The following is a 22,731-nucleotide window of genomic DNA, read 5'->3' on the forward strand; positions in this document are numbered from 1 at the left end:
GGCACGGCGGGCCGGCGCGGCGCACCGGTCGGGTGCGGGCGCGCGGAACCACCGTGGGACGCGGAGGCCGGAGGGCCGCCGAGGGCTACACGTGCGCGGGAACGCGGGTGTGCCTCGCCGGATCACCAGGGTCACGGGTACGGACCGGTGCCATGCGTGTCTGCTCCATCCTCGTGGACAACACGGAACATCCCGCGGCCGGTATCCTGACTCCCGGATCAGCGCACGCCCTCCGGCCTTCCCGGCGGATCTCTCCGCCGGTGGCCTTCCTCGCTGGAGGACGCACTCCCCGGTCACAGTGGCGGGACCGCGCCGGATTCACACCGGCTTCCCTGCACCGCGGGCCTTCGGTCGCGAAGATATAGTTGGACGTCCTACTAAGTCCACCCCTGCCGCGCCCTGGTCACCGCCACGGCGCTGGGTCTCGCCCTGACCACCGCGCCCGCCGCCGCCCAGGCCGTGCCGGCCCCGCACCCGCGCCCGCCGCCGCCCACCCGGCGGCGCACACGAACACGGCTTCACCTGGGACGGGACCTGGTACGCCTCCTTCGACGACTTCTCGGTGGACACCGTGAAGGGGGTCTCCGGCGGCGGCTCCGCGTACTGGAACATCTCGGTCAACGGGACGCCCACACCGGTCGGCGGCTGCCAGTTCCGGCTGAACGCGGGCGACCGGGTGGCGTTCACCCGGACCTCGTTCTGACGCACCCGGCCCGCGTGACGGGGCACCGGGGGCGGGCGCGTCCCCGGTGACGGGGCGCCGGGCGCGCGGAGGAGACACTTCGCACACCCGGTGCCCCGGGCACAGGCGCGACACCCCTGGCAAGCCGCAGAACGAAATCCCTCCGCGCGGCGACTGCGGCCATCGGACGGCGAGGCCCACCGGGCGCGATCACTCGGCGCGGGCACGACCCCGCCACCAGTATTGTTCTCGCGACGCATCGGGGGCCGATGGCGTGACGAGGAGGCTGGGGTGGAGCTGCCCGCGCTGGGAAGGGCGCTGGTGCCGTCGCAGGGAGGTGATCTCCCCGCGACGGATCAGGAGGTGTCCCTTCTCCTGATCGAGGACGACGCGGGGGACGCGCTGCTGTTCGAGGAGGTACTGGCCGACGCGGAGCTGCCCGCCCGGCTGACCTGGTGCAAGAGCCTGGCCGAGGCCGAGGCCGTCACCGAGGAGCGGGGCACCGGCCTGTGTGTGCTCCTCGATCTGCACCTGCCGGACGCCCAGGGCCTCGCGGCCGTGCGCCGGACGCTGACCTTCGCGCCGGAGGCGGCGGTGGTCGTGCTCACCGGCCTCGCCGACGGGCCCACCGGTCTCGCGGCCGTGGCCGAGGGCGCCGAGGACTACCTGTCCAAGGCCCAGCTGACCTCGGAGGGGCTGAGCCGCGCCGTGCGCTACGCCCTCCAGCGCAAGCAGGTCCAGCGCGCCACCGCCGCCCTCCAGGCGGTCCGGCTGCGCGCCCAGGAGAACACCCGGCTGGAGCGCGGTCTGCTTCCCGTCCCGCTGCTGCGCGGGGACGACTTCTCGGTCGTGGCCCGGTACGAGGCCGGCCGCGCCCACGGCGTCCTCGGCGGCGACTTCTACGACGTCGTCCAGACCGAGGACGGCTCGGTGCACGCAGTGGTCGGCGACGTCTCCGGGCACGGCCCGGCCGAGGCGGCCCTCGGCGTCTGCCTGCGGGTCGCCTGGCGCGCGGCCGTGATGAGCGGGCGCACCGGCCCCGACCAGCTGCGTCTCCTGGAGGAGATCCTCGCCGCCGAACGGGGCGAGGACCAGCTCTTCGCCACCCTCGTCTCCTGCGTCTTCCCCCCGGACCGGTCCTGCGTCCGGGTGGTGCGCGCCGGGCACCCCGGCATGATGCTGCGTTCCGGCGGCCGCGTCTCCTGGTACGAGCCGCCGGGCGGGATGGCGCTCGGTTTCCTGCCGGGCCAGGCCCGCTGGAGCGAGCACACCCTGCCCATCACCCCGGACACCAGCCTGGTCGCCTTCACCGACGGCCTTTTCGAGGGCAGGACCGGGCCGGGCGGTCAGCGGCTCGGCGAGGACGGACTCCTCGCCGCCGCCCAGCGGCACGCCCACCTGCCCCCGCAGGAGTTCGTGGACACCGTGGTGGACGAGGTCTCGGCCGCCGCCGCACCGTACGGGGGGCTGTCGGACGACATCGCCGTCCTGCACATGAATTGGGAGCACAGCGCATGAGCAGCACCACCAACGGGGCCGAAGGCCCCGCCGAAGGCCCCCGGCCCCGCAGGAGCGGGAGTTTCACCGTCCAGGGGTGGTTCCTCCTGGTCCTCGGGCTGATGGCGCTCGTGGTGGTCGCCTCGGCGGTCGTCGGCGGAGCGATGGTGAACCGCGCGGAGGAGCGGCAGGACGAACTGGTGGACGTGATCCAGCCGGGCCGTTCCGTCTCACTGCAGCTCCAGAAGTCGCTGCTCGACCAGGAGACCAGCGTGCGCGGCTACGCCCTCAGCGGGCGGGACGAGTTCCTCGAGCCCTACCGGCAGGGGCAGCGGGACCAGCGGGAATACACGGACCACCTGCGAAAGCTGGTGTCCGCGTACCCGAAGCTGGCGGCCGATCTTCGCCAGGTGGAGCGCGCCGCCGCGACCTGGCGGACCGAGCAGGCCGAGCCGCTGATCGCGAACGTGCGCGACGGCGACGGCGCGGCCGTCACCCCGGAGCGGGTCGAGCGCAGCAAGCAGGGCTTCGACGCACTGCGCACGGTCTTCGCCCTCCAGGAGACCCACTTCACCGAGGAGCGCACCCGGGCCCGGGACGAGGCCGCCGACGCCCGGACCCAGCGCAACCTCGCCTTCGGCGTGCTGCTTGCCTCCATCGTGGCGGCCTGCGCCCTGCTGACGGTGATCGTGCACCGGATCGTCGGCCGGCCGCTGCGGCGGCTGGAGGCGGCCTCCCGGCGGGTGCGCGACGAGTCCTTCGAGCAGGAGATCCGGATCGAGGGCCCGGCCGACCTGCGGGCGGTGGGCACGGCGGTCGAGGAGATGCGCCGCCGGCTGGTGGACGCCCTGGGGGAGGCCAAGGGCCGCGAACGGCTGCTGGAGGAGCAGACCGAGGAGCTGCGGCGGTCCAACGCCGAGCTGGAGCAGTTCGCCTACGTCGCCTCGCACGACCTCCAGGAGCCGCTGCGGAAGGTCGCGTCCTTCTGCCAGCTGCTGGAGAAGCGCTACGGCACCGAGCTCGACGACCGGGGCCGCCAGTACATCGACTTCGCGGTGGACGGCGCCAAGCGGATGCAGGTCCTGATCAACGACCTGCTGACGTTCTCCCGGGTGGGGCGGCTGGACGAGGAGCGCTCCAGCGTCGCGCTGGACGCCCCGCTGGAGCGGGCACTGAACAGCCTCTCGGTGGCCGTCGGGGAGTCCGGCGCCGAGATCGTGCGCCCGGACCGGCTGCCGACCCTCACCTGCGACCCGACCCTGATGACCATGCTCTGGCAGAACCTCGTCGGCAACGCGCTCAAGTTCCGCCACCCCGACCGGACGTGCCGGGTGGAGATCGCCTGCGAACGGACCGGCGACGACTGGACGTTCATGGTCCGGGACAACGGCATCGGCATCCCGGCCGAGTTCGCCGAGAAGGTCTTCGTGGTCTTCCAGCGGCTGCACGGCCGCGACGAGTACGGGGGCACGGGCATCGGCCTGGCCCTGTGCCGCAAGATCGTGGAGCACCATCGCGGCGCCATCGCCGTGCACGAGCCCGGACAGCGGGAGGGGACGGAGATCCGCTTCACCCTTCCCGCGGACCCCGCGGACCCCGCGGACCCGGCGGATACCTCGGACGCGGCGGCCGGTGTGCCGGACGCGTCCGGCGCGGCCCCCGAGGACCGGGCCACCGAGGAGACCCCGGCGGCCACCGTCCCGGCACCCGCCGGCGAGACCGCCCCGAACGCCCCGACCACCACCAGGAGCACCGCATGAAGGCCCCCGTCGAACCGATCGAGGTCCTGCTCGTCGAGGACGATCCCGGCGACGAGCTGATGACCCGGGAGGCGTTCGAGGACAACAAGATCCAGAACACCCTGCACGTGGTCCGGGACGGCCAGGAGGCGCTGGACTTCCTGTTCCGGCGGGGCGCGTACCCCGACGCGCCGCGTCCGGACCTGATCCTGCTCGACCTCAACCTGCCCCGCTACGACGGCCGTCAGGTGCTGGAACGCATCAAGTCGGACGACGACCTGGCGCTGATCCCGGTGGTCGTGCTGACCACCTCCTCGGCCGAGGAGGACATCCTGCGCAGCTACAAGCTGCACGCCAACGCCTATGTCACCAAGCCGGTCGATCTGGACCAGTTCATCGCGGCGGTCCGGCAGATCGACGACTTCTTCGTGAGTGTGGTGCGCCTGCCGCGGCGGCGCTGACCGGGCGCCGGTCCGGCGCGCGGCCGGGCCGGCACGGGGGCTCAGGCCGCCCGCGCGGGCAGCCGGACGGTGATCCGCTTGCCCACCGGCTCCCGCCGCACGGCGAAGCCCTCGCACAGGGCCAGCACGATCTCCAGTCCGTGCTGCCCGATCCGCCCGGGGTCGGCGGGGTGCACGGTCGGAAGGGCGGTGCCGCTGTCCCACACGGCGACGGTGACACCCGAGTCGTCGAGCCCGACGTCGACCAGGCAGGGGCCGGGCGCGTACTTCACCGCGTTGGTGACCAGTTCGCTCACCACGAGCTGGACGTCGCCGACGAGGGTGTCGGGCAGCGGTGCGCGCCGGGCCATGGCCATCACGGCGAGCGCCCCGGTCACCGCGTCACGGGCCGAGGCCACACAGTCCTGCTGGCCGTCGAAGGCGGCGCTCGCGCGCTGCGCCGCCGAGTCCACCGCGAGGGCGATGTCCGTGCCCAGTGTCGTCTCCGTCATTGCCCACCCCGTGTCCCGACCGTGCTGCGCCCGGTCATGTGCGATCGGCCTCCGTCTACCCAGGAAACGGCCGCGCTCACCTCCCCCGGGGAACCTTTTCCGCCACACCCCGGCCCGCCCGCCCGGGGCCGGGCGGGCGCGCCGGAAGTGCTCCAGCCCGCTGGGCTCGGCCACGGTCTCCCCCTTGCGGACGACGAGCGGGCAGCGCGCACCGCGCGGCCCGGGCCAGCGGCGGACGCTGGTGTAGGTGACGACGGGCCCCTCCTCGCGGACCGACATACGGGACCAGGCGTACGGCAGCCGGAACCCGGCGCGCCCGGCGAGGACGGGCACCGGCCGCGCCGCGTCGAGCGACCGGAAGACCACTGCGCGCCGGCCCCGCCCGTCGTCGGAGTCCGTGCTGTGCCTCCCCTGTGTTCCGGCGCCACGGTGGGAGCCGGCCCCGACACTTCTCACCACCGGTTCTGAGCCCAGCGGGCACAACAGAAACCCGCCCGCACGCCAGTTGAGCAGCGTACGGACGGGGCGGGGTTGGTCGGCGGTCAGGTGGTGCGGACCACGGGGTGTTCCGGGGTGTCGAGCCAGACCGTGTGTGTGTGGCGTCGGCCGACACGGTGAGCCCGAAGCGTTCGAAGCCGGGGCGGCCCTGGTGATCCCACCACCGCCAGGCGGTTTCGAGTTCGTCCCACAGGTCGCGGGGACCGTACTGCCTCACGGGATAGGCATCGCTGCCCTTGCCATAATCCGTTGCGGCCCAGCTCGTCACGCCGGTGTCGTGCAGCCAGAGCCGGTAGTCACCGGCGCCAAGCGGTTCTACCCGGCAGAAGAGATCCGGCACTTGGACGCCGATGGCGAACATGTGAATCCAGTCGCCCACCTCATCCGGCGAGAGCGTGGTCGTGCTCGGCGCGCCGTCTGCGGGCCATTGCCGGTCACCGGTGTAGGCGCTGCGGGGCGGCAGGCTCTTGCGCTGTTCCCGCAGCCGCATGAAGGCGGACGATCCGACGAACGGGCCGGACGCCGTTCCGTCCGCGCCGACCGTGAGCCGTGCGACGCCTTCCCCGCCGTAGACCGGTCCCCACGGGGCCACGATGATTCCGCCGGGCCTGGTCTGGGCGATCCACGATTCCGGGACACGGCCGATCGAGCACGTGGCGATCAAGCGATCGTAGGGCGCCCCTTCCGGGTACCCCTTGGCCCCGTCCGCCACCACGGTTTCCGGGGCATACCCCGCGGCGTGCAGACGTTCCCCCGCGTCGCGGGAAAGCTGTTCGTCCACCTCGACCGTCACGACGTGTTCCGAGCCGAGCCGTTCGCAGAGTAGCGCGGCGTTCCAGCCCGTCCCGGTCCCGATCTCCAGAACTCGCTGGCCGTCGGCCACGTTCAGCGCGTCCAGCATCGAGAACACCATGGTGGGCATGGAGTTCGAGCACGAGGGCGTCCGGCCTCTACCCGGTCCGGTGTACGTTCCGTCGTCCCATTGGGTCGTGAGCGGCGCGTCGCGGTATACCGCTTCCCACCACACGGCAGGTTCCTCCGCGCGGATCACCCGGTCATCCTGCCGGTTCATCCCGGCGCGCCCGGGCCAGATCACATCCGGCACGAACAGATGCCGGGGAACCGCCTGGTAGGAGGGAAGCCACGCGCGGGTGAGGGCGCCCTTGTCGATGAGCGCGGAGGCCAACCGCTGACGAGCGGCCTCCGCTTCGTGCTGCTCGCTCATCCGTCAGCGACCGTCCGCCGGACCCTGGCCGTCGTTGGTGTTGCCGCCTTCGTCGGACCCGCCGCCCCCGTGCTTGTTCCCGCTGTCGCTGTCATCCTGCGGGTTACCAGTCGCGTTCATGACCCACCACTGAATCATGCTGAACCTCCTTGGTTGATGGTGCCGGATGGACACCGCGCCGAGCCAGGCCACGCAAGCCCAACCGGTGCGGAGCTGGATACAGTTGTGCGCCCGGGTGGCGCTCTCACCGCACGGGTGTGCGGCACCCCGGTGAAAGGGCGAACCGCCCGTGTCGGTCGCCTTGGGTGGTACTGGTGCCTGCCTCCCGCCGGAGTGCCGCGAGGCTGTGACTACCTCCGGCAGGAAGCGGGAGTTCATGCCGTCGCCCAGCAACGGCGAGCGTGAAGCCCATGCCGAAGCCGACGGCGAGGATGAACAGCGGACCGGCACACGCGTATACGCGGTGCTGTGAGCGGCGGATCAGGCGTCGGGCCGCCAAGCCCGTAGCGGATGAACGGCAATCGCCCGGTACGTATGGTGGCTGGGGTTGTCCCCCGGCGTGCCGGAACACCCAGTCGCGCGCGTCCTCCGGAACGTCTTCCCTGGGCGAACGCGCCAGGCACACGACACACTCCGCCGCGTAGGCGTCCGGTTCACGGTCCGGCTCGGTGTCGGGGCCTACCGTCCACCGCTCATGCCGGATGATCGCCCGGCGCACAGCCTCGCCCCCGTGCTCCGCTCGTTGGCCGCCCGTACCTTCGGCGACAGTGCCTCGCGGGTCGTGGCGGGCCGCAGGTCTTCCGGGTGCGCGTCCCACTCCTTGCCCCCGCCTTCCGGACGAAGCTGCACGTAGGGGCCGGTCTTCCCCATCACAACCCCCACCCGGTCCCGCTTGGTGTCCACCGCCAGCGTTCCCGTATCGAGGATGCGGGGCGTAGTCTCTGCCATGGCTGCCTGCTTCCTTCAGGTGGTCCATGCCCCCGGGCCGCTACGACGGTCGCGGGGGTTCTTCCTGGCATCCTGACCCTGCCGTCTCGGAACGCAGTCGCATAGCGGCCCGCTGTAGGCCAACTGTCGGCCACAACGGAGGGCATGAGTGGGATGGGGGCGAGCATCAAGCGCCTACGCGAAGATCGCGGATGGAGTCAGGGGCGCCTTGCGCGCGAGGTGTGTCGCCTGGCTGGGGTCAGCGGAGAGCCGATCGGACGGCAGGAGATCAGCCGCTACGAAACGGGGAAGCGGACACCCCGTGAGTGGCTGCCGTTCCTGGCCCAGGCTCTTGGTGTGGAGGTGGAAGACCTAAAGACGCCCCAGGAAGCTCCCGAACCACCGATGCCAACACTCGCCGACTTCTTGCCGACCGGTAACCCGCTGGCGCCGCTCCGCGCCCGCACAGGTCGCCGGATCGGTGCTGACACAGTGGCAGACCTCGGCCGGCGCGTACACGGCTTGAGGCTCGCAGACGACGTAATCGCCGGACGTGATCTGATCCGGCCCGCACTGCGGGAACTCCGTGTCGCGGTCAAGCTGTACCGGGAAGCGAGCTACAGCCAAGAGGTTGGCCGCGAACTGCTCATTCAGATTGGCGAGTTGGCGCAGATCGCTGGATGGATCGCCTCCGACGCGGGACAACACGAAGAGGCAGAAAAGATCTACAAAATAGGGATTAGCGCGGCAAGGCAAGCAGAGGACTACACGCTTGCTGGAAACCTTGCTGGATCACTTGCATATCAGTACAGCAACACCGGCCGGGAAGATGAGGGTATCGTGCTGGCTCAAGCTGCTGTTCACGATGCCGGGAGCAAGGCACCTGCGAAAGCACGTGCTCTCTATCACGATCGTGTGGCATGGGCACACACGAAGCGCGGTGAAGCACAATTGGCCATGCGAGCACTTGGCGAGGCTGCCGAAGCTCTGGAGGAAGACAGCGCCGGCAATGCATCACCAAGCTATCTCTACTGGGTGGACGTTGGAGAACTTCGCGTAATGGAATCTCGTGTCTACACGGAGCTGCACCGGCCATTACGAGCTGTCCCATTGCTCCGTGATGTCCTTAGCCGCTACGAAGCAACATACACACGAGAGCTAGCACTCTACCTGTCCTGGCTCGCTGTTGCTCTCGCCGACGCAAACGAACCGGAGGAAGCAGCACACACCGCCGAGCGCGTTATTGACCACTCCTCAGCGGTGGCGTCCGAACGGACAGCGGAACGCGTGCGGGTAGTGCTCAACCGATTGGAGGAGTTCTCGGACACGCCCGAAGTCAGCTCAGTGCTGACTCGGCATAAGGCGTGAGCACGAACAGCACGCCACCCACGGTGCCGCTCGATGTCCTCGAACGAGCGGAAGGCGACTCCGCTGAAACGGCCTGATGGGCCATCGGAGCTTTTTCCCTCCCTGCCGCAGCCGCAGCACCGCGGGTAGGGGGTCCCCGCCCGGCCCCTATGTCCAGCTGCGGCTCGAATCCGAATGCGAAGCGTTCTCCGCCACCCAACCGGATCTTCGACCCCCGCTGTTTCAGCGCACGGGGGGCTGCGGCCAACGGTCAGCGACACGGGCGGTACCGCCCCACAGCACACACCAGGGAACGGCCGGGCGTCCGCCGCCCCGGATACCCGCCCCCTGCGCGTCAGTCCTCCGCCTCGTTCGCCCGCCGCCGTTCCCGGTTGCCCAGCACGATCTTCGCGGGGAACAGCGCCAGCCAGATCCACATGGCCGCCTGCGGGAAGAAGAAGGCGATGGGCACCGAGGCGCCGAAGACGAGGACGGTCGCGCCCAGGTCCGCGGCGGTGTCCCGCCATTCGCCGATCTCACGGACGCCGTGCCGGCCCCGCAGGGTGGCGAACATGGCCAGTTGGAGCAGGTCGATGAGGCAGATCGTGGCCGCGTAGGAGGCGACGGCGAGGGGTTCGCGGGCGCCGTACTCGGCGAGGAGGGAGGTGGGGAACGGCACGATGGCGATGACGCCGAGGACGGCGAGGGCCAAGTGCTGCGGGATGCCGCCGACTCTGGCGGACATCACCAGGATCTGGCGTTGGTCGCGCCAGAAGACGGCGAGGATGAGGAAGCTGAGCGCGTAGGCGGCGAGATCGGGCACGGACTCGCGCAGCGCCTCGTGGAAGCGTTCGGAGTCCAGTCCCGGCGGCACGCGGACGTCCAGGGCGAGAAGCGTCATGGCGATCGCGAAAATGCCGTCGGACAGGGCGATCAGCCGGTCGGGGCTCGCCGCTGAGGGGTTTCCGGTGCTCACCCGGACCACCCTGGGCGGCCGGCCGCGCGGCGGCCCCGGATTGCTCCGACAGCGGGCATGCCGCCGGGGCGGGCGGGACGTGTCAGGGCCGGTCCTGCACCACTCCGCGGGTGGAGTACGGCACCGGGTCGCCGAGGGTGAAATCCCCCGGCGGGATGCCCGGATGGTGACCGGGGGGACGGCTCGACGTCGCGCCCGCGGGGCGTCCGCGGCGGTGGTGGCCGGCGGCGCCGGGCGGCTGCCCGGGAGGTGGACCGAGAAAGAGCCGGGAGACGATCCGGTAGCGGTCGCCGCGGTAGAGGGAGTGCACGTACTCCACCGGGCGGCCCGCCGTGTCGGAGGTGAGGCGTTCGAAGAGCAGGGCGGGCGACAGTTCCGGCACGTCGAGCAGTCCGGCCTCGGCGCGGGTCGTCACGGTGGGTTCGATGGACTGGACGGCCTCGCTGACCTCGACGCCGTGGTGTTCGCGCAGGTGCTGGTAGAGGTCGCCGGTCTCCAGTTCGGCCCGGGTCAGTCCGAGGTCGGCGCGGATGTGCAGGTACTCGATGGCGACGGGTGCGCCGTCGACCAGGCGCAGCCGGGCGACGTAGCGGATCTCCGCGGCCGGTGAGATCCGCAGCCGGCGCCCGACCCGCGCGCCGGCGGGCAGGGTGCTGAACTCCAGCAGCCGGCTCGTCCAGACACCCGCGGCCTGCGGCAGGACGAATCCCTGCGGGTCGGAGACGAGTTCCTGGGTGATCTTCTCGGCGGCGACGAACATGCCCCGGCCGTGCTCGCGCACCAGCAGCCCGGCGACCACGAGTTCGTCGACCGCGGCTCGCAGGGTCGGCCGGGACACCCCGAGCCGGGCGCAGAGGACGCGCTCGGAGGGGATGGCGTCCCCGGGGCGGCGTTCCTCGATGAGTTCGAGGACCGCGTCGCGGACGCGTTCGCGTTTGAGCACCGCGCCGGACGCGGCGGCGTCGATCTCCATGCGGGCTCCCTGCGGGGCTTCGTCCACTGGTCAGGTCGATGGTAGCCCCGAGGTCTCCGCAAGATCCACCCGTACGGGCGTTATGGGCACACAACTTCCCTTGCCGCGCGCGGGGTTGACGGCCTCATTGGTCTATGCCACCTTCATGCGGCATCGACTGGTCAAGCACTGGTAAGCCGAACTGGTCAGATCCTCACCGTTCGCCCCCTCACCGGATCCCCTCCGAAAGGAACGAGATGAGCGCTCCTCCCCCCGGCACCCGTCTCCCCGGCACGCGTGCCCACGGCACCGCGGGAACCGGCCGCCGCCGCACCCGTGCCGCGCTCGCCGTCGCCGCCCTGCTCGGCAGCACCGTCCTCGCCACCCTCCCCGCCTCCCCGGCCGCCGCGGCCGCCGACGGCGTGGCCGTCCAGTACCGCACCGGTGCGGGCGGGGCCACCGCCGACCAGAGCGAACCGTGGCTCAAGGTCCGCAACACCGGCTCCTCACCCGTGCAGCTCAGCCAGGTGAAGATCCGTTACTACTTCACGGCCGACTCCCCCGCCGCCGCCTACCGCTTCGCCTGTTCCTGGGCGGTGAAGGGCTGCTCCGTGGTCACCGGTACCTTCGGGACCCTGGCCCACCCGACCCCGACGGCCGACCGCTACCTGGAGATCGGCTTCACTCCGGCCGCCGGGACACTGGCGCCCGGCGCCGACACCGGGGACATGCAACTGCGCTTCCACCGCGCCGACTGGGGGACCCTGCGCCAGAGCGACGACTTCTCCTTCGGCGCGGCGCAGACCTCCTACGCCGACTGGAACAAGGTCACCGCGCAGCTCTCGGGGACGACGGTCTGGGGCACGGCCCCCGAGGGCAACGACCCCACCGACCCGACCGATCCCCCGGACCCGACCGATCCCCCGGACCCGACCGACCCGCCGGGCGGCGGCCAGGCACTGTTCGACGACTTCGCCTACACCTCGCACACGGACCCGGCCCTGTCCGCCCACGGCTGGAACGTACGCGCCAACGCGGGCGGACCGGGGGTGCCCGGCGCCACCTGGGCCCCGGAGAACGTCACCTTCGCGAACGAGGGCGGCACCAGCATCATGAACCTGGCCACCTCCTCGGCCGGCACACCGGAGTCGACGCGCCAGACCGAGATTCTCACCAAGGACATGAAGTTCAGGAACGGCACCTACGCGGCCCGGGTCCGCTTCTCCGACGCGCCGAACAGCGGCCCGGACGGGGACCGCATCGTGCAGACCTTCTTCACCATCAACGACCTGACGGCACCGATGGCGGACGACTACGCCGAGTACGACTTCGAGTACCTGCCCAACGGCGGCTGGGGCGAGCCCGCGAACATCCTCTACACGACCTCCTGGGAGACCTACAATCCCGACCCGTGGCAGGCGGTCAACCAGCACTCCGAAGTCCGGGCGAGCTACGCCGGCTGGCACGATCTGGTCGTCACCATCGACGACAGCGCCATCACGTACTACGTGGACGGGCAGCACTTCGGCACCCATGACGCCCGGTACCTGCCGGAGCGGCCCATGTCGATCAACTTCAACCAGTGGCTGATCGACCTCCAGGGCCAGACGTCCACCACCCCGCGCACCTACGACCAGAAGGTGGACTACGTCCTGCATGTGAAGGACCAGGTGCTGACCCCGGCTCAGGTCGCGGCCAGGGTCGCCGCGTACCGCGCCGCCGGCACCTCGTTCACGGACGAGGTGCCGGCCTCCTGAGCCGCGCCCCCGACCGGTCACCGAATGGCCCTGCCGCCGTCGGCCGACGGCGGCGGGGCCCTCGGCGCGGACCGCCCGGCTCAGCCGATGGGTTCGCGCAGTTCCGTGCGGACCCGGACGGTGACCTCGGCGACCGCCGCGAGGTCGATCTCCGACGCCTCCTTGGTCGCCGAGTCCGCGGTCACCAGGGCGACGGAGGCATTGGTGTTGTCGTCGGCCCACGCGCACATGGGCAGCGGCGTGCTGGTTCCGTCGGTCTGCTCGGCGGTGATCACCTGGCAGGCGACCGTCACCTCGCTGCCGGCGGGGGTGAAGTCCCTGGCCGGGACGGACAGCACGGCGCCGTCGGCCTCGGCCGCCCCGTTCAGGATGCTTTCCCGTGCCTGATCGGGGTTCTTGATCCGGCCGGAGAGTCCCGAGACGACGAGCACCCCGGCCTCCGAGGCCGAGGTGTACTGGGCGACGGTGGCGCGCGGGTCGCGGATGTTGGACTCGCTGACGTTGCCGGTGAGTTCGGCCTGCCGCTTCCGCGACTGGTCGTCCGCCAGGCGGTAGTCGCCGTCGAGAAGGGTGGGCGCCGCCCGCAGGCGGTACTCGGCGGCGGGGAACGCGGCGGAGCCCCCGGCCGGGCCGCCCTTGAGCGAGCTGTCGCTCGGGGGGTTGCCGTACCAGACGAGCCCCGCGAGCAGCCCGGCCCCGGCGGCGACACAGCCGAGGACCGGCCAGACCCCGACGCTCCGCGGGGGCTTGGGCGGCCCGCCCGGACCGGTCGGGTACGGGACGTACCCGTGGGCGGGCGGCTGCTGCCCGGGCCCGGGCGCGCCGGGGTAGGGCCCCGTCGCGGTGGGGTGGGGGGCGCCCGCGTAGGGGCCTCCCGCATACGGCCCGCCCCCGTGGGGCCCGCCCGCGTACGGGGGTCGGCCGGGCGCCGGTTGGCCGTACGGGCCCTGGCCGTACGGGGGTTGGGGCGCCTGCTGCCCCGGCTGCCCGGTCGGGGGCTGCTGGGGCGGCCCGGCGTACGGGGACTGCGGAGGCGGCATGGTCATGATCGCCACGCTACACGGAGGGGCCCCGCCGCCCGCTGCCCGGTCCGTGCGGTCAGCGGGCGGTGCAACCGCCGTTGACGAACAGCGTCCGGCCGTCGGCCCACCAGCCGTCGGTGAGCAGCATCCGCACCCGTGGGCCCGGGGGCGTGCACGGCGCGTGACGGCGCGCAGCCCCGGACGCCCGGGTTTCGGCCGGTGACCTGATAGGTGTGGGCCATGGCCGATTCACTCATCACCGCCTCACCGACCCCGACGCCGTCCCCTTCCGACGCCGGGCAGCCGGTCCTCAACCGGCGTCTGCGCAACGGCGCATGGGTCGTCACGGTCGGCGGACCGCTCGGCTGCCCGCAGTTGCCGCCGCTGCGTCACGCCCTCCAGGAGTGCCTGGCGGAAAACCGTCGCTCCCTCGTCCTCGACCTCTCCGCCACCCACTCCGCGGACCACCCCGAACTCCTGGCCCTGCTCGGGGAGTTCGAGTCCCAGACGGCGGTGTACGCGGCCGGCGCGCCGACCGCCCTGCGGTCCCTGCTGGAGGGCGCGGCGGCCGGGACCGGGGTGCGGGTGACGGGGTCGCTCGGCGAGGCACTGGACGCGGCGGGACCGGCGGGGCCGGGGGCACCGGCGGCACCGGGGGCGTGCCCCTGACGGGCGGTCCCGGCCGCGGGTCCCGCAAGGTCGCCGGGCTCGGCAGGGTCGCGGGCTCGGCAGGGTCGCGGGCTCGGCAGGGTCGCGGACTCGGCGCCGCCGGATTCAGCCGAGCGGGCTGGTGTCGAGGCCGCTGAGCAGGTGGTCCGGGTCGGCGTAGACCGCGCGGGCGCCCGCCCGCTCCAGGTCGGCGCGCGGGATGCCCCCGCACAGCAGCCCCACGGCGGGCACGCCCGCCCGGGCGGCGGCCCGCATGTCCCAGACGGTGTCGCCGACGAACACGGCCGAGCGCGGTTCGGCCCCGGCCAGTTCCAGGCCCTGGAGCACGGGTTCCGGCGCGGGCTTCCCGGCGGAGACGTCGTCGGAGCTGGTCGTCCCGTGCACGGCGTCGTCCGCGTCGAGGGCCCGGCGCAGCGCGTCCAGCTCGGGCCCGCTCGCCGAGGTCACCAGGACCACCCGCCAGTCCCGGGCGGCGAGGGTGCGCAGGAGCTGTCCGGCGGAGGCGAGGGCGGGCAGCCGGTCGAGCCACTGCCCGTAGACGGTCTTGTGGGCGGCGGCGATCACCGCGTCCTGGTCCGTGTCCCGGTCCTCGCCCAGCAGATGGGCGACGAGATCCGTGGAGCCGAGGCCGACCGCCCGGTGCACGGCGTGCATGGGGATCCGGTGCCCGGCCTGGCGGAACGCCTCCCACCAGGCGACGACATGCAGATGGTTGGTGTCGGCGAGGGTGCCGTCCACGTCGAACAGCGCCGCACGGGTCATGGACCGCCTCCTGGTTCATCGGCCCGGGGCGCGGGGCCGCCCCGGGATCCGGGCCCACCTTCCAGGGTGCGGCACGGGCGGCTCCCGCGCGCCCGGTCCCGGCCGCGGTCACCCGCCCGGTCCCGCTCACGGCCGCGGTCACGTTCGCGGCCGCGGTCACCCGTTCGGTCCCGCTCACGGCCGTGCTCACCCTCGCGGGACCTGCGGAAGGCCCGGAGGGCGAGCAGCGGGAAGCAGACCAGGCCGACCAGGGTCGGCAGCAGGGCCGAGCGGCCGACGTCCGCGCCCCACGGCCCGGCCAGCAGCTGCGCCGCCGCGAGGAGCGCCAGTCCGGCGTAGACCCAGGCCGTCCACGCCTCGGCCCCGGCGTCTCGGTGGGCGCCGGGGGCCGGGGAGACACGGGTTCGTCCCATGCGGACGCGTCTACCCCCTCACGCGGGCTTCAGCGGCGGCGGCCGGCGCGCAGGGAGTTGCCGACCCCGGCGACGTGCAGGGCGAGGAGCATCAGACCGAGGAGCATCACATTGGTCGAGGAGAAGACGTCGTTGGTGCCGATGTCGGCGGCGTTGATCAGGAAGGCGATGAAGAAGAGTACGGCGGCGGCTATGCCCAGCATGGAACAACTCCCTGTTTCCGGAAGGGGGACGGTCTCGGTGCAACCGCTCGTGTGCCCCCGGATCCCGTGCGCAGACACGTGCGAGCGCCTTCGGGGCCGCGGACCGATGAGTTTCGGGGCCCGCGGCGGTCAGTACGCGTAGTGGTTCACCCCTGTGAGGAGACGGACATGCCCGAGACCGGCACCGACACGCGCGCCCTGGAGGCACCGGGTGCGACGCTGCACTACGACCTACGGCGGCCCGGGGGCGGTGACAGCGGCGGGCGGCCGCTGATGCTGGTCGGCTCCCCGATGGACGCGGCCGGGTTCGTCACCCTCGCCTCGCACTTCCCGGACCGGACGGTCGTCACCTACGACCCCCGGGGCTCGGGGCGGAGTGAGCGCACCGACGGCGCCACGCAGACCACCCCGGAGGAGCACGCCGACGATCTGCGCCGGGTGATCGAAGCGGTCGGCGCCGGGCCGGTCGACCTGTTCGCGAGCAGCGGCGGCGCGGTGAACGCGCTGGCCCTGGTCGCACGGCACGGGGAGCTGGTGGCCACCCTCGTCGCGCACGAGCCGCCGACGGCCCAGGTGCTGCCCGACCGCGAGGCGGTGCTCGGGGTGTGCGAGGACATCCACACGACCTATCTGCGGCAGGGGACGGGTCCTGCGATGGCGAAGTTCATCGCGGCGGCCGGCCGGCAGGGCCCCTTCCCGGACGACTGGCGGAACGAGCCGGCGCCCGACCCGGCCGCGTTCGGCCTGCCGGCCGAGGACGACGGCTCCCGCGACGATCCCCTGCTGGGCCAGAACATGCTCGGCTGCACGGGCTTCCGGCCCGACACGGAGGCGCTGCGATCGGCCCCGACCCGGATCGTCGTCGCGGCCGGCGAGGAGTCGGAGGGCGAGTTCCCGGCCCGGGCGGCGGCGGAGGTCGCCCGGCTGCTGGGCACGCCGCTGACGGTGTTCCCGAGCCACCACGCGGGCTTCCTCGGCGGCGAGTACGGCCGGCAGGGCGCGCCGGCGCAGTTCGCGGAGACCCTGCGGGAGGTCCTCACGGGGACGGCCTAGACCCCGGGCGGGGGCCGGCTGCGGGGGTGGCGGCCCCGCAGGGCGTCCGACCGGCCGCCGCCTCCCCGGCGGGCGGGGTTTCACCCGCGCGGAGCAGCATGAGGCCCCGGGGCGGGGGCATGCGCCCGGTGCCGGAACGTCCCTGCCAGGGGCGTCCGGGCTCCGTGGCGGTGGCTGCCGGTCCCGAGCCGGCGGCCACCAGAAGCCTCCACGGGGGGCGGGCGCGGGGCGGGGAGTCGCACTCGGCATACTGACCGGCCATGGACACCCGTGCCGTGACCCGCGTGTACGCGCTGATCGCCGCCGTGCTGTCGCTCACCGCCGCCCTCGTCGCCGCGGGCGGCGCGTTCGCACTCGGCGGCCCGGTACCCGCGCTCCTCTCGGGCCCGTTCACCGGCGCGGCCGCCTGGTGCGGGACGCTCGTCATCCGCCGCCGCGTCTTCACCGGTCTGGAGAGCGCGGCGGCACAGGCGTCCGAGCACGGCTACGGCGAGGGCCTGTCGGCGGCGGCCCTGCGCGGCGTCACCGCGTACGAGTCCGCCGCCTTCCCCCTCACCGGCCCGGACGGCGTCACCCCTGCGGAGCGCACGGCCCGCCGGATGATCGCCTACCGCATCTGCGCCGACGAGGGCCTCCCGCACCCCGTCCGCACGGCCGCGGCGGCGGCCCTGGAAGCAATCGACGACGGCCGCGACCCCGACCGCGCCCGCGCGGCGGTCCGCACGCTCGCCCTGGCGGTCGGCGGCACGCCGACCGGGTCGCGGCGCCCCGGCTGACGGGGCGGGCGTGGCCGGGCCCCGGGGCGGACCGCGCCGGGGCGGACCGGGACCGTGGGCCGCCGGGCGGAAGCGGCCGTACCTGCGCGACGATTCGCGGCGCGCGGGCGGGTGGCCGGGGCCCACAAAGGACCGGCCGGGTCCGTCGCGGGTCCGAGCCGCGCCAGGGGGTACGCCCGGCGTGAGCGCTCACGCGCGACTGACGGCCGGGCCCGCGGTCCCTGACCGGAGCAAGCCCGGCCGGGCACGTGCCGGACCGGTGCCGTGCCGGACCGGTGCCGTGCCGGACCGGTGCCGTGGCTCCGCCGAGGCGGAGCGGCGCCGGTCGCGCCGGGGCGTGGCGCACGGGCCCTGGGGCGGCTTCCGAGACACGCCGGACAGCGGACAGTACCTGTCCTCGATGGCTGTCACGGTGGGTCCAGTGCCGCACCAGGGCACGACGAGGACGCCCCGGAAGGATCCGATCACCATGTCCGCATCCACGCCCACTTCCCCGGCCACCACCGCCCTGGACGGGGAGCGCGCCGACCTGCTCGGCGCGCTCGCCACCGCGCGGGCGGCCCTGCTCACCACCGTGCGCGGGCTGGACGACGAGCAGGCCCGCCGGTCCCCCACGGCCGGCACCCTCTGTCTCGGCGGCCTGGTCAAGCACGTCACGGCGATGGAGGAGCGCTGGACGCGCTTCGCCGTGGAGGGCTCCGAGGTGCTGCGCTTCGACCTCCCGGAGGGCGTCACCTGGGAGAACCTCGCGGCCGGCACCGCGCGGGAGGTCCCCCAGTGGGCGATCGAGCACGAGGCCGGCTTCCGCATGGAGCCCGGCGAGACGCTGGCGGGGCTGCTGGAACGCTACGAGGAGGTCGCGGCCCGGACGGCGGAGCTGGTGGCCTCGGCACCGGACCTGTCGGCAACCCATCCGCTGCCGGAGGCGCCCTGGCAGAAGCCCGGTGAGGTGCGCAGCGTCCGGGGCGTGCTGCTGCACATCATCACGGAGACCGCCCAGCACGCCGGGCACGCGGACATCGTGCGCGAGACGCTCGACGGGCAGACGTCCACCTGAGCGCGCCCGTGCCGCGACACCCGCAGGACCACTGCCGCACCGCCCGCCCCGCCGCCCGAAGCACTGATGACGACCGCGACACCGCGGACCACCGTGACCCACGGTGAACCACCGCCCGACGGAAGGAACGCCCACCGCCATGCACCCGCACCACCGGCCGCCCGGCCACCGGGACGTGGGCCCGTGACCGTCGCCGTCCTCGACCGGCGGGCGCTCAACCGCGCCGCGCTCGCCCGGCAGTTGCTGCTCGACCGCGCCGGACTCCCCGTGCTGGACGCCGTCCGCCACCTGTGCGGACTCCAGGCACAGGAACCGCAGGAGCCGTTCACCGGGCTGTGGTCCCGGCTGCGCGACTTCGACCCGGCGTCCCTGTCGGAGCTGCTGACCGGGCGGCGCGTGGTGCGCACCCATCTGATGCGCCGCACCGTCCACCTCCTCACCGCCGAGGACACCCTCGCCTGGCGGACCCGGCACGACGCGATGCTCCTCCAGCGCGTCGTCGGGGTCTACCGCGACCGGCTCGCCGGCGTCGATCCCGCCGAACTCGCCGCGGCGGGGCGGGAACTGACGGCGGACGGCGAGCCGCGCCCGGTCGGCGAACTGGGCAGGGCCCTCGCCGGGCGCTGGCCGGACGCGGGCCCCCGGCCGCTGGGCGAGATGCTGCTCGCCGTCCTCCCGATGGTGCAGTGCCCGCCGCGCGGGGTGTGGCGCGCCAGGGCGGCCGGGGCGCGGCACACCGCCCTGTCCTCCTGGCTGGGCCGCGACGCGGCCCCGGCCCCGGACGATCCGTCCGATCCCGTGGGCCAGGACCTGGTCCGGCGCTATCTGGCCGCGTACGGTCCCGCCGCCTCGGCGGACCTGCGCGCCTGGTGCGGGCTCTCGGGGCTGCCCGCCGCGGTGGCGGCGGTCCGCGAGGAGCTGGTCACCTTCCGGGACGAGCGCGGCCGGGAGCTGCTCGACCTCCCGGACGCGCCCCGCCCGGACCCCGGCACCCCGGCCCCGGTGCGCTTCCTGCCCGCCTTCGACAACGCGATCCTCGGCTACCACGACCGCGGCCGGATCATCGACGACGAGCACCGGGGCCTCTCCGTCGCCGGGGAACGCGTCGTCCTGGTCGACGGCCGCGTCGCCGCGACCTGGACCGTCCGCGAGGACACGGTCACGGTCACCCCGCTCCACCGCCTCACCCCCACCGCCCGCGACGCGGTCGCCGAGGAGGGACGCGCGCTGGCGTCCTTCCTCTCGGAGGGGGAGAGCGAGCAGGTGCGGGTGGAGTGAGGCGGCCCGGGCCGGGGGAGTCAGTGCCGGTATGCGGATACCGCGTCGCGGAGGACGTCCGTGGCCTCCCTGATCCGGTTGGCGTCCCCCAGGCCCGGTCCCGGGGGCTGCGGGAGCGGGATCGGATATTCGGTGTTCTGCCCGCCCCTTGGGCCACAGGATGGTGCGCATGACTCTGGCCACCCCCGTGCTGCACACCGCCCGCCTGCGACTGCGGCCCTTCACCGACGCCGATGCGCACCACCTCTTCGCGCTGCACAGCCGCACCCGTGTGATGCGTTACTGGGACTCCCCGCCGTGGACCGAACAGGCCCGCGCCGACCGGTTCATCGCGGTGTGCCGGAAGATCGCGGACGAAGGCACCGGGGCACGGGTGGCCATCGACCGTGCTTCTGACGGGGCCTTCGTCGGCTGGTGCGGGCTCACCGGCTGGAACCCGGACTACCGCAGTGCGTCGCTGGGCTACTGCCTCGACGACGCGATGTGGGGCCAGGGCTACGCGACCGAAGCCACGCACGCCTTGCTGCGATGGGCATTCGACACACTGGCCCTGAACCGGGTCCAGGCCGAGGCGGATACACGTAACGAGGCTTCCGCCCGGGTACTGGAAAAGGTCGGATTCATGCGCGAAGGGACGCTGCGGGAAGACTGCGTCGTGAACGGCGAGGTCTCCGACTCGTGGGTGTTCGGTCTGCTCAGGCGGGAATGGCGACCGTCGGCCGTGCCGACTCCGGCCCGCTGAGCGCCGGGCCACTCGTCCGGCGTTCGGGGGCGCGGGCCGGCGTAGGAGGCGAAGTTGGCGGCGGTGGGGGAAGCTGGTGCCGTCTCCAACGGCAACCAGGAGAACTGCGGCGGTCCTGACGCCGACGCCGGGCAGCGACGTCAGGACCTGGAAACCTAACGGGGGCCGGAGGTGGAGGGGCACGGGGCATCCAACCGCGGGCGTCCCGGCCGGGGGCGCATGGAGCACCGGGCGGACTCCGCGGCAGTGGCGGGGTGCATGCGTCCCTGCCGAGCGGACGAGCACTTCAGACGGGGCATCGGGCACACGAGGCCCACGGCAGCTCGGCCCCCGGTGCCCAACGAACGCGCCGACGGCGAACCATCCGGCATCAGCCCGGCGTCTTCGACGGACCAGCCGCCGCGCCGCGGCCGCTCTGCGAGGATGAACCTCATGGAGCAGCGCCCAAGCAAGGCAAAGAAAGCGCAAAGTCCTCCTGAAGAAGCAGCTCAGCAAGTGTGGTCCCCGCGCAGGCGGGGGTGTTCCGTCCGCGATCGGCCCCGATGTCATCAACTACTCGTGGTCCCCGCGCAGGCGGGGGTGTTCCGCCGTACGGAACAGGGCATAGTGCGCCGGATCGGTGGTCCCCGCGCAGGCGGGGGTGTTCCGCGGCCGGGCCCGGTCGCCGATCCGCTGCCCGGGTGGTCCCCGCGCAGGCGGGGGTGTTCCGCGGCAGAAGGCCGCCCAGACCTGACCTAGGAGGTGGTCCCCGCGCAGGCGGGGGTGTTCCGATGGAGCGTCGCGGAATGCGCGTCGACCATGAGTGGTCCCCGCGCAGGCGGGGGGTGTTCCGCGTGGAGCTCCTCCGTGGTGGCGTCCTCGACGGCGGTCCCCGTGCAGGCGGGGGTGTTCCGGGGACCATCACCGCCGCACCCTCCCCCGCTTCCTACCGACTGGTAACCTCAGGCAGCAGCGCCTGGCCGACCTCGTGCTCAGTCCCGAACGCGCGGCTGCGCCCGCTGCGGTCGACCCCGATCACCAAGGACGGCCTGGCCACCAGGCGACTCCGGCGACTGCGATCCCGCCAACACCGAGGCCCCGGCCTGACCCGCCTACGACCAGGAGCTGACGATGCAGTGGGAGAAGCACGCAACGACCCTCGCCGAGCAGGCGACGGACCCCGGGTCGCGGTAGCGGCCTCTCGTCGCCGCCGTGCCCCGCCACCGGTTCATGCCCCGCTGGTGGCATCGCCGCGCCGACGCCTGGGCGCTGCGCGACGGCCCGTCGGACGAGAACGCCTGGGCGCAGCACGCCTCGCGGACCGGTCCGTGATCACCCGTGTCAGGCCCCACCACGCGGACCTGGCCGAGTACGGAGGCGCCCCGGCCGAGCTGCCCACCTCGATCCGCGACCCTCCCGAGCCTGGTCGTCCGCATGTTCCAGCACGCCCGCATCGCCGGCGGCGCTGCGGCTGGGGGAGCACCGGGTCACCAGTATCGACGTCGACGAGTACTTGGTGAACGCCGCCCGGCACCGCCTGGACCGGATCGGACTGCGCCCGCGACTTGAGGTGCTGGACGGCACCGGCGTACTGCCGGGAGAGTACGACCGGATCGTGGCCACCGTCGCCGTGCGCCAGGCCGCCCTCGTGGCCCGCCGCGCTGCGCCCGGGCGGACGCCTGGTCACGACGATCAGCGACACCACGCTGATCGTCACCGCGGAAAAGCGGGAGGACGGCACAGCCGTCGGCCAAGTGGATTGGGACAGGGCCGGCTTCATGCAGGCCCGCGCAGGGGCCGACTACCAGGACACTCCGTCCGCCGCCCTGCGGGACGCCGCCCGGAACCGGGACGGGGACTCCGTCACCAGGAGCGACTTTCCGGCCCTCGACATCCAGGAGGCCTGGGACGTGGCCGCCATGCTCTCGATCGAGGCGCCGGGGACCTGTACGGCTTCGACGAGACCGAGGGCCACCGGGTGACGTGGCTCGCGCACCCGGACGGCTCGTGGGCACGGGCGTCGTCGAACGGCACCGGGCCGACCATCGTGCACCAGAGCGGTCCGCGCCGCCTCTGGGAGGACCTGGACGGCACTCGCGGCTACTGGCTCACCCACGGCGAACTCCCGGTCCGCGGAGCCCGTGCCCTCATCACGCCGGACGGCCGGACCCGGCTGGCACGCGCCGGCTGGCGGGCCACGTTGGGAACGCGGGTCCCCCGCACGG

General features: G+C 73.2%; 23 protein-coding genes, 3 pseudogenes, 1 CRISPR repeat array and 1 riboswitch. Of the genes and pseudogenes, 13 read left to right on the forward strand and 13 right to left on the reverse strand.

Features of this window, described 5'->3' with window-relative positions; translation table 11 throughout:
- Window positions 1-179 precede the first annotated feature (179 nt).
- Window positions 180-357, reverse strand: a riboswitch (cobalamin riboswitch).
- A gap of 205 nt (window positions 358-562) precedes the next feature.
- From C593_RS33780 to C593_RS0115215, 4 genes are all read left to right on the forward strand, one after another.
- Complete coding sequence (locus C593_RS33780; RefSeq protein WP_018848157.1) at window positions 563-703, forward strand: DUF4430 domain-containing protein; 141 nt, start codon at window positions 563-565, stop codon at window positions 701-703.
- A gap of 270 nt (window positions 704-973) precedes the next feature.
- A complete protein-coding gene (locus C593_RS0115205) occupies window positions 974-2,200 on the forward strand; it encodes a SpoIIE family protein phosphatase (protein ID WP_018848158.1) in 1,227 nt (408 codons plus the stop codon).
- Entirely contained in the window at window positions 2,197-3,939 is a 1,743-nt protein-coding gene (locus C593_RS29780; protein ID WP_018848159.1) for a sensor histidine kinase, read from the forward strand. The genes C593_RS0115205 and C593_RS29780 overlap by 4 nt, the downstream gene beginning before the upstream one ends.
- Entirely contained in the window at window positions 3,936-4,379 is a 444-nt protein-coding gene (locus C593_RS0115215) for a response regulator (protein WP_018848160.1), read from the forward strand. The genes C593_RS29780 and C593_RS0115215 overlap by 4 nt, the downstream gene beginning before the upstream one ends.
- Window positions 4,380-4,420: 41 nt before the next feature.
- Here C593_RS0115215 and C593_RS0115220 read toward each other — a convergent pair whose 3' ends face one another.
- From C593_RS0115220 to C593_RS0115230, 6 genes and pseudogenes are all read right to left on the reverse strand, one after another.
- Window positions 4,421-4,870: an ATP-binding protein gene (locus C593_RS0115220; protein WP_078521611.1), complete on the reverse strand. Its 450-nt coding sequence runs from the start codon at window positions 4,868-4,870 to the stop codon at window positions 4,421-4,423.
- Between the two features lie 204 nt (window positions 4,871-5,074).
- A pseudogene (locus tag C593_RS33785) lies at window positions 5,075-5,329 on the reverse strand (DUF2071 domain-containing protein); the annotation flags it as partial.
- Between the two features lie 673 nt (window positions 5,330-6,002).
- Window positions 6,003-6,593, reverse strand: a pseudogene (locus C593_RS33790) (methyltransferase domain-containing protein); the annotation flags it as partial.
- A gap of 3 nt (window positions 6,594-6,596) precedes the next feature.
- On the reverse strand, window positions 6,597-6,731 hold the full coding sequence (locus C593_RS33795) for a hypothetical protein (RefSeq protein ID WP_018848162.1): 135 nt from the start codon (window positions 6,729-6,731) through the stop codon (window positions 6,597-6,599).
- A 106-nt stretch (window positions 6,732-6,837) separates the two neighbouring features.
- Entirely contained in the window at window positions 6,838-7,311 is a 474-nt protein-coding gene (locus tag C593_RS33800; protein WP_486591137.1) for a DUF7848 domain-containing protein, read from the reverse strand.
- A complete protein-coding gene (locus tag C593_RS0115230; RefSeq protein ID WP_018848163.1) occupies window positions 7,272-7,541 on the reverse strand; it encodes a hypothetical protein in 270 nt (89 codons plus the stop codon). The genes C593_RS33800 and C593_RS0115230 overlap by 40 nt, the downstream gene beginning before the upstream one ends.
- Before the next feature lie 153 nt (window positions 7,542-7,694).
- Here C593_RS0115230 and C593_RS31765 point away from each other — a divergent pair, with 153 nt between their 5' ends.
- Window positions 7,695-8,888, forward strand: coding sequence for a helix-turn-helix transcriptional regulator (locus C593_RS31765; RefSeq protein WP_486591138.1), 1,194 nt, complete (start codon window positions 7,695-7,697; stop codon window positions 8,886-8,888).
- A 334-nt stretch (window positions 8,889-9,222) separates the two neighbouring features.
- Here the strand turns inward: C593_RS31765 and C593_RS0115235 are convergent, their stop codons facing one another.
- Together C593_RS0115235 and C593_RS0115240 are read right to left on the reverse strand one after the other, a co-directional pair.
- Window positions 9,223-9,852, reverse strand: a complete 630-nt coding sequence (locus tag C593_RS0115235; RefSeq protein ID WP_037745954.1) for a TMEM175 family protein — start codon at window positions 9,850-9,852, stop codon at window positions 9,223-9,225.
- Between the two features lie 73 nt (window positions 9,853-9,925).
- A complete protein-coding gene (locus C593_RS0115240; protein WP_018848165.1) occupies window positions 9,926-10,816 on the reverse strand; it encodes a GntR family transcriptional regulator in 891 nt (296 codons plus the stop codon).
- 236 nt (window positions 10,817-11,052) lie between these two features.
- Between C593_RS0115240 and C593_RS0115245 the strand changes: the two genes are divergently transcribed.
- On the forward strand, window positions 11,053-12,552 hold the full coding sequence (locus tag C593_RS0115245; protein WP_018848166.1) for a cellulose binding domain-containing protein: 1,500 nt from the start codon (window positions 11,053-11,055) through the stop codon (window positions 12,550-12,552).
- Between the two features lie 80 nt (window positions 12,553-12,632).
- Here the strand turns inward: C593_RS0115245 and C593_RS0115250 are convergent, their stop codons facing one another.
- Complete coding sequence (locus C593_RS0115250; RefSeq protein WP_158686850.1) at window positions 12,633-13,598, reverse strand: hypothetical protein; 966 nt, start codon at window positions 13,596-13,598, stop codon at window positions 12,633-12,635.
- A 216-nt stretch (window positions 13,599-13,814) separates the two neighbouring features.
- Here C593_RS0115250 and C593_RS29785 point away from each other — a divergent pair, with 216 nt between their 5' ends.
- Window positions 13,815-14,243: a hypothetical protein gene (locus tag C593_RS29785; protein WP_018848168.1), complete on the forward strand. Its 429-nt coding sequence runs from the start codon at window positions 13,815-13,817 to the stop codon at window positions 14,241-14,243.
- A 105-nt stretch (window positions 14,244-14,348) separates the two neighbouring features.
- Here the strand turns inward: C593_RS29785 and C593_RS0115260 are convergent, their stop codons facing one another.
- Genes C593_RS0115260 through C593_RS33345 form a run of 3 tightly spaced genes read right to left on the reverse strand, consistent with a single transcriptional unit; the run spans window position 14,349 to window position 15,621 of the window.
- Window positions 14,349-15,005 (reverse strand): HAD family hydrolase, encoded by a 657-nt coding sequence (locus C593_RS0115260; protein ID WP_018848169.1) that lies wholly within the window; start codon window positions 15,003-15,005, stop codon window positions 14,349-14,351.
- Window positions 15,002-15,418 carry a hypothetical protein gene (locus C593_RS33035; RefSeq protein WP_026277715.1) on the reverse strand — a complete coding sequence of 139 codons (417 nt, stop codon included), beginning with the start codon at window positions 15,416-15,418 and terminating at the stop codon, window positions 15,002-15,004. Before C593_RS33035 ends, C593_RS0115260 begins: the two co-directional genes overlap by 4 nt.
- Window positions 15,419-15,447: 29 nt before the next feature.
- Complete coding sequence (locus C593_RS33345; protein WP_018848170.1) at window positions 15,448-15,621, reverse strand: hypothetical protein; 174 nt, start codon at window positions 15,619-15,621, stop codon at window positions 15,448-15,450.
- A 168-nt stretch (window positions 15,622-15,789) separates the two neighbouring features.
- Here C593_RS33345 and C593_RS0115275 point away from each other — a divergent pair, with 168 nt between their 5' ends.
- The 5 genes from C593_RS0115275 to C593_RS0115295 all read left to right on the forward strand — a co-directional run bounded on the left by C593_RS0115275 (window position 15,790) and on the right by C593_RS0115295 (window position 20,527).
- Window positions 15,790-16,674 carry an alpha/beta fold hydrolase gene (locus C593_RS0115275; RefSeq protein ID WP_018848171.1) on the forward strand — a complete coding sequence of 295 codons (885 nt, stop codon included), beginning with the start codon at window positions 15,790-15,792 and terminating at the stop codon, window positions 16,672-16,674.
- A gap of 260 nt (window positions 16,675-16,934) precedes the next feature.
- On the forward strand, window positions 16,935-17,450 hold the full coding sequence (locus C593_RS0115280; RefSeq protein WP_018848172.1) for a hypothetical protein: 516 nt from the start codon (window positions 16,935-16,937) through the stop codon (window positions 17,448-17,450).
- 469 nt (window positions 17,451-17,919) lie between these two features.
- Window positions 17,920-18,507, forward strand: coding sequence for a DinB family protein (locus C593_RS0115285; RefSeq protein WP_018848173.1), 588 nt, complete (start codon window positions 17,920-17,922; stop codon window positions 18,505-18,507).
- A gap of 183 nt (window positions 18,508-18,690) precedes the next feature.
- Complete coding sequence (locus C593_RS0115290; protein ID WP_018848174.1) at window positions 18,691-19,785, forward strand: winged helix DNA-binding domain-containing protein; 1,095 nt, start codon at window positions 18,691-18,693, stop codon at window positions 19,783-19,785.
- Window positions 19,786-19,954: 169 nt separating this feature from the next.
- Window positions 19,955-20,527, forward strand: coding sequence for a GNAT family N-acetyltransferase (locus C593_RS0115295; protein WP_018848175.1), 573 nt, complete (start codon window positions 19,955-19,957; stop codon window positions 20,525-20,527).
- Here C593_RS0115295 and C593_RS31770 read toward each other — a convergent pair.
- Window positions 20,505-20,674: pseudogene (locus C593_RS31770) on the reverse strand (transposase); the annotation flags it as partial. The gene C593_RS0115295 and the pseudogene C593_RS31770 sit on opposite strands and share 23 nt — an antisense overlap.
- Window positions 20,675-21,024: 350 nt before the next feature.
- Window positions 21,025-21,420: a CRISPR direct-repeat array (repeat unit 29 nt; unit sequence GTGGTCCCCGCGCAGGCGGGGGTGTTCCG).
- A gap of 864 nt (window positions 21,421-22,284) precedes the next feature.
- Between C593_RS31770 and C593_RS33805 the strand changes: the two are divergent.
- On the forward strand, window positions 22,285-22,488 hold the full coding sequence (locus C593_RS33805; protein ID WP_158686851.1) for a hypothetical protein: 204 nt from the start codon (window positions 22,285-22,287) through the stop codon (window positions 22,486-22,488).
- Window positions 22,489-22,731 lie beyond the last annotated feature (243 nt).

The sequence above is a fragment of the Streptomyces sp. CNT372 genome (genome assembly GCF_000377145.1).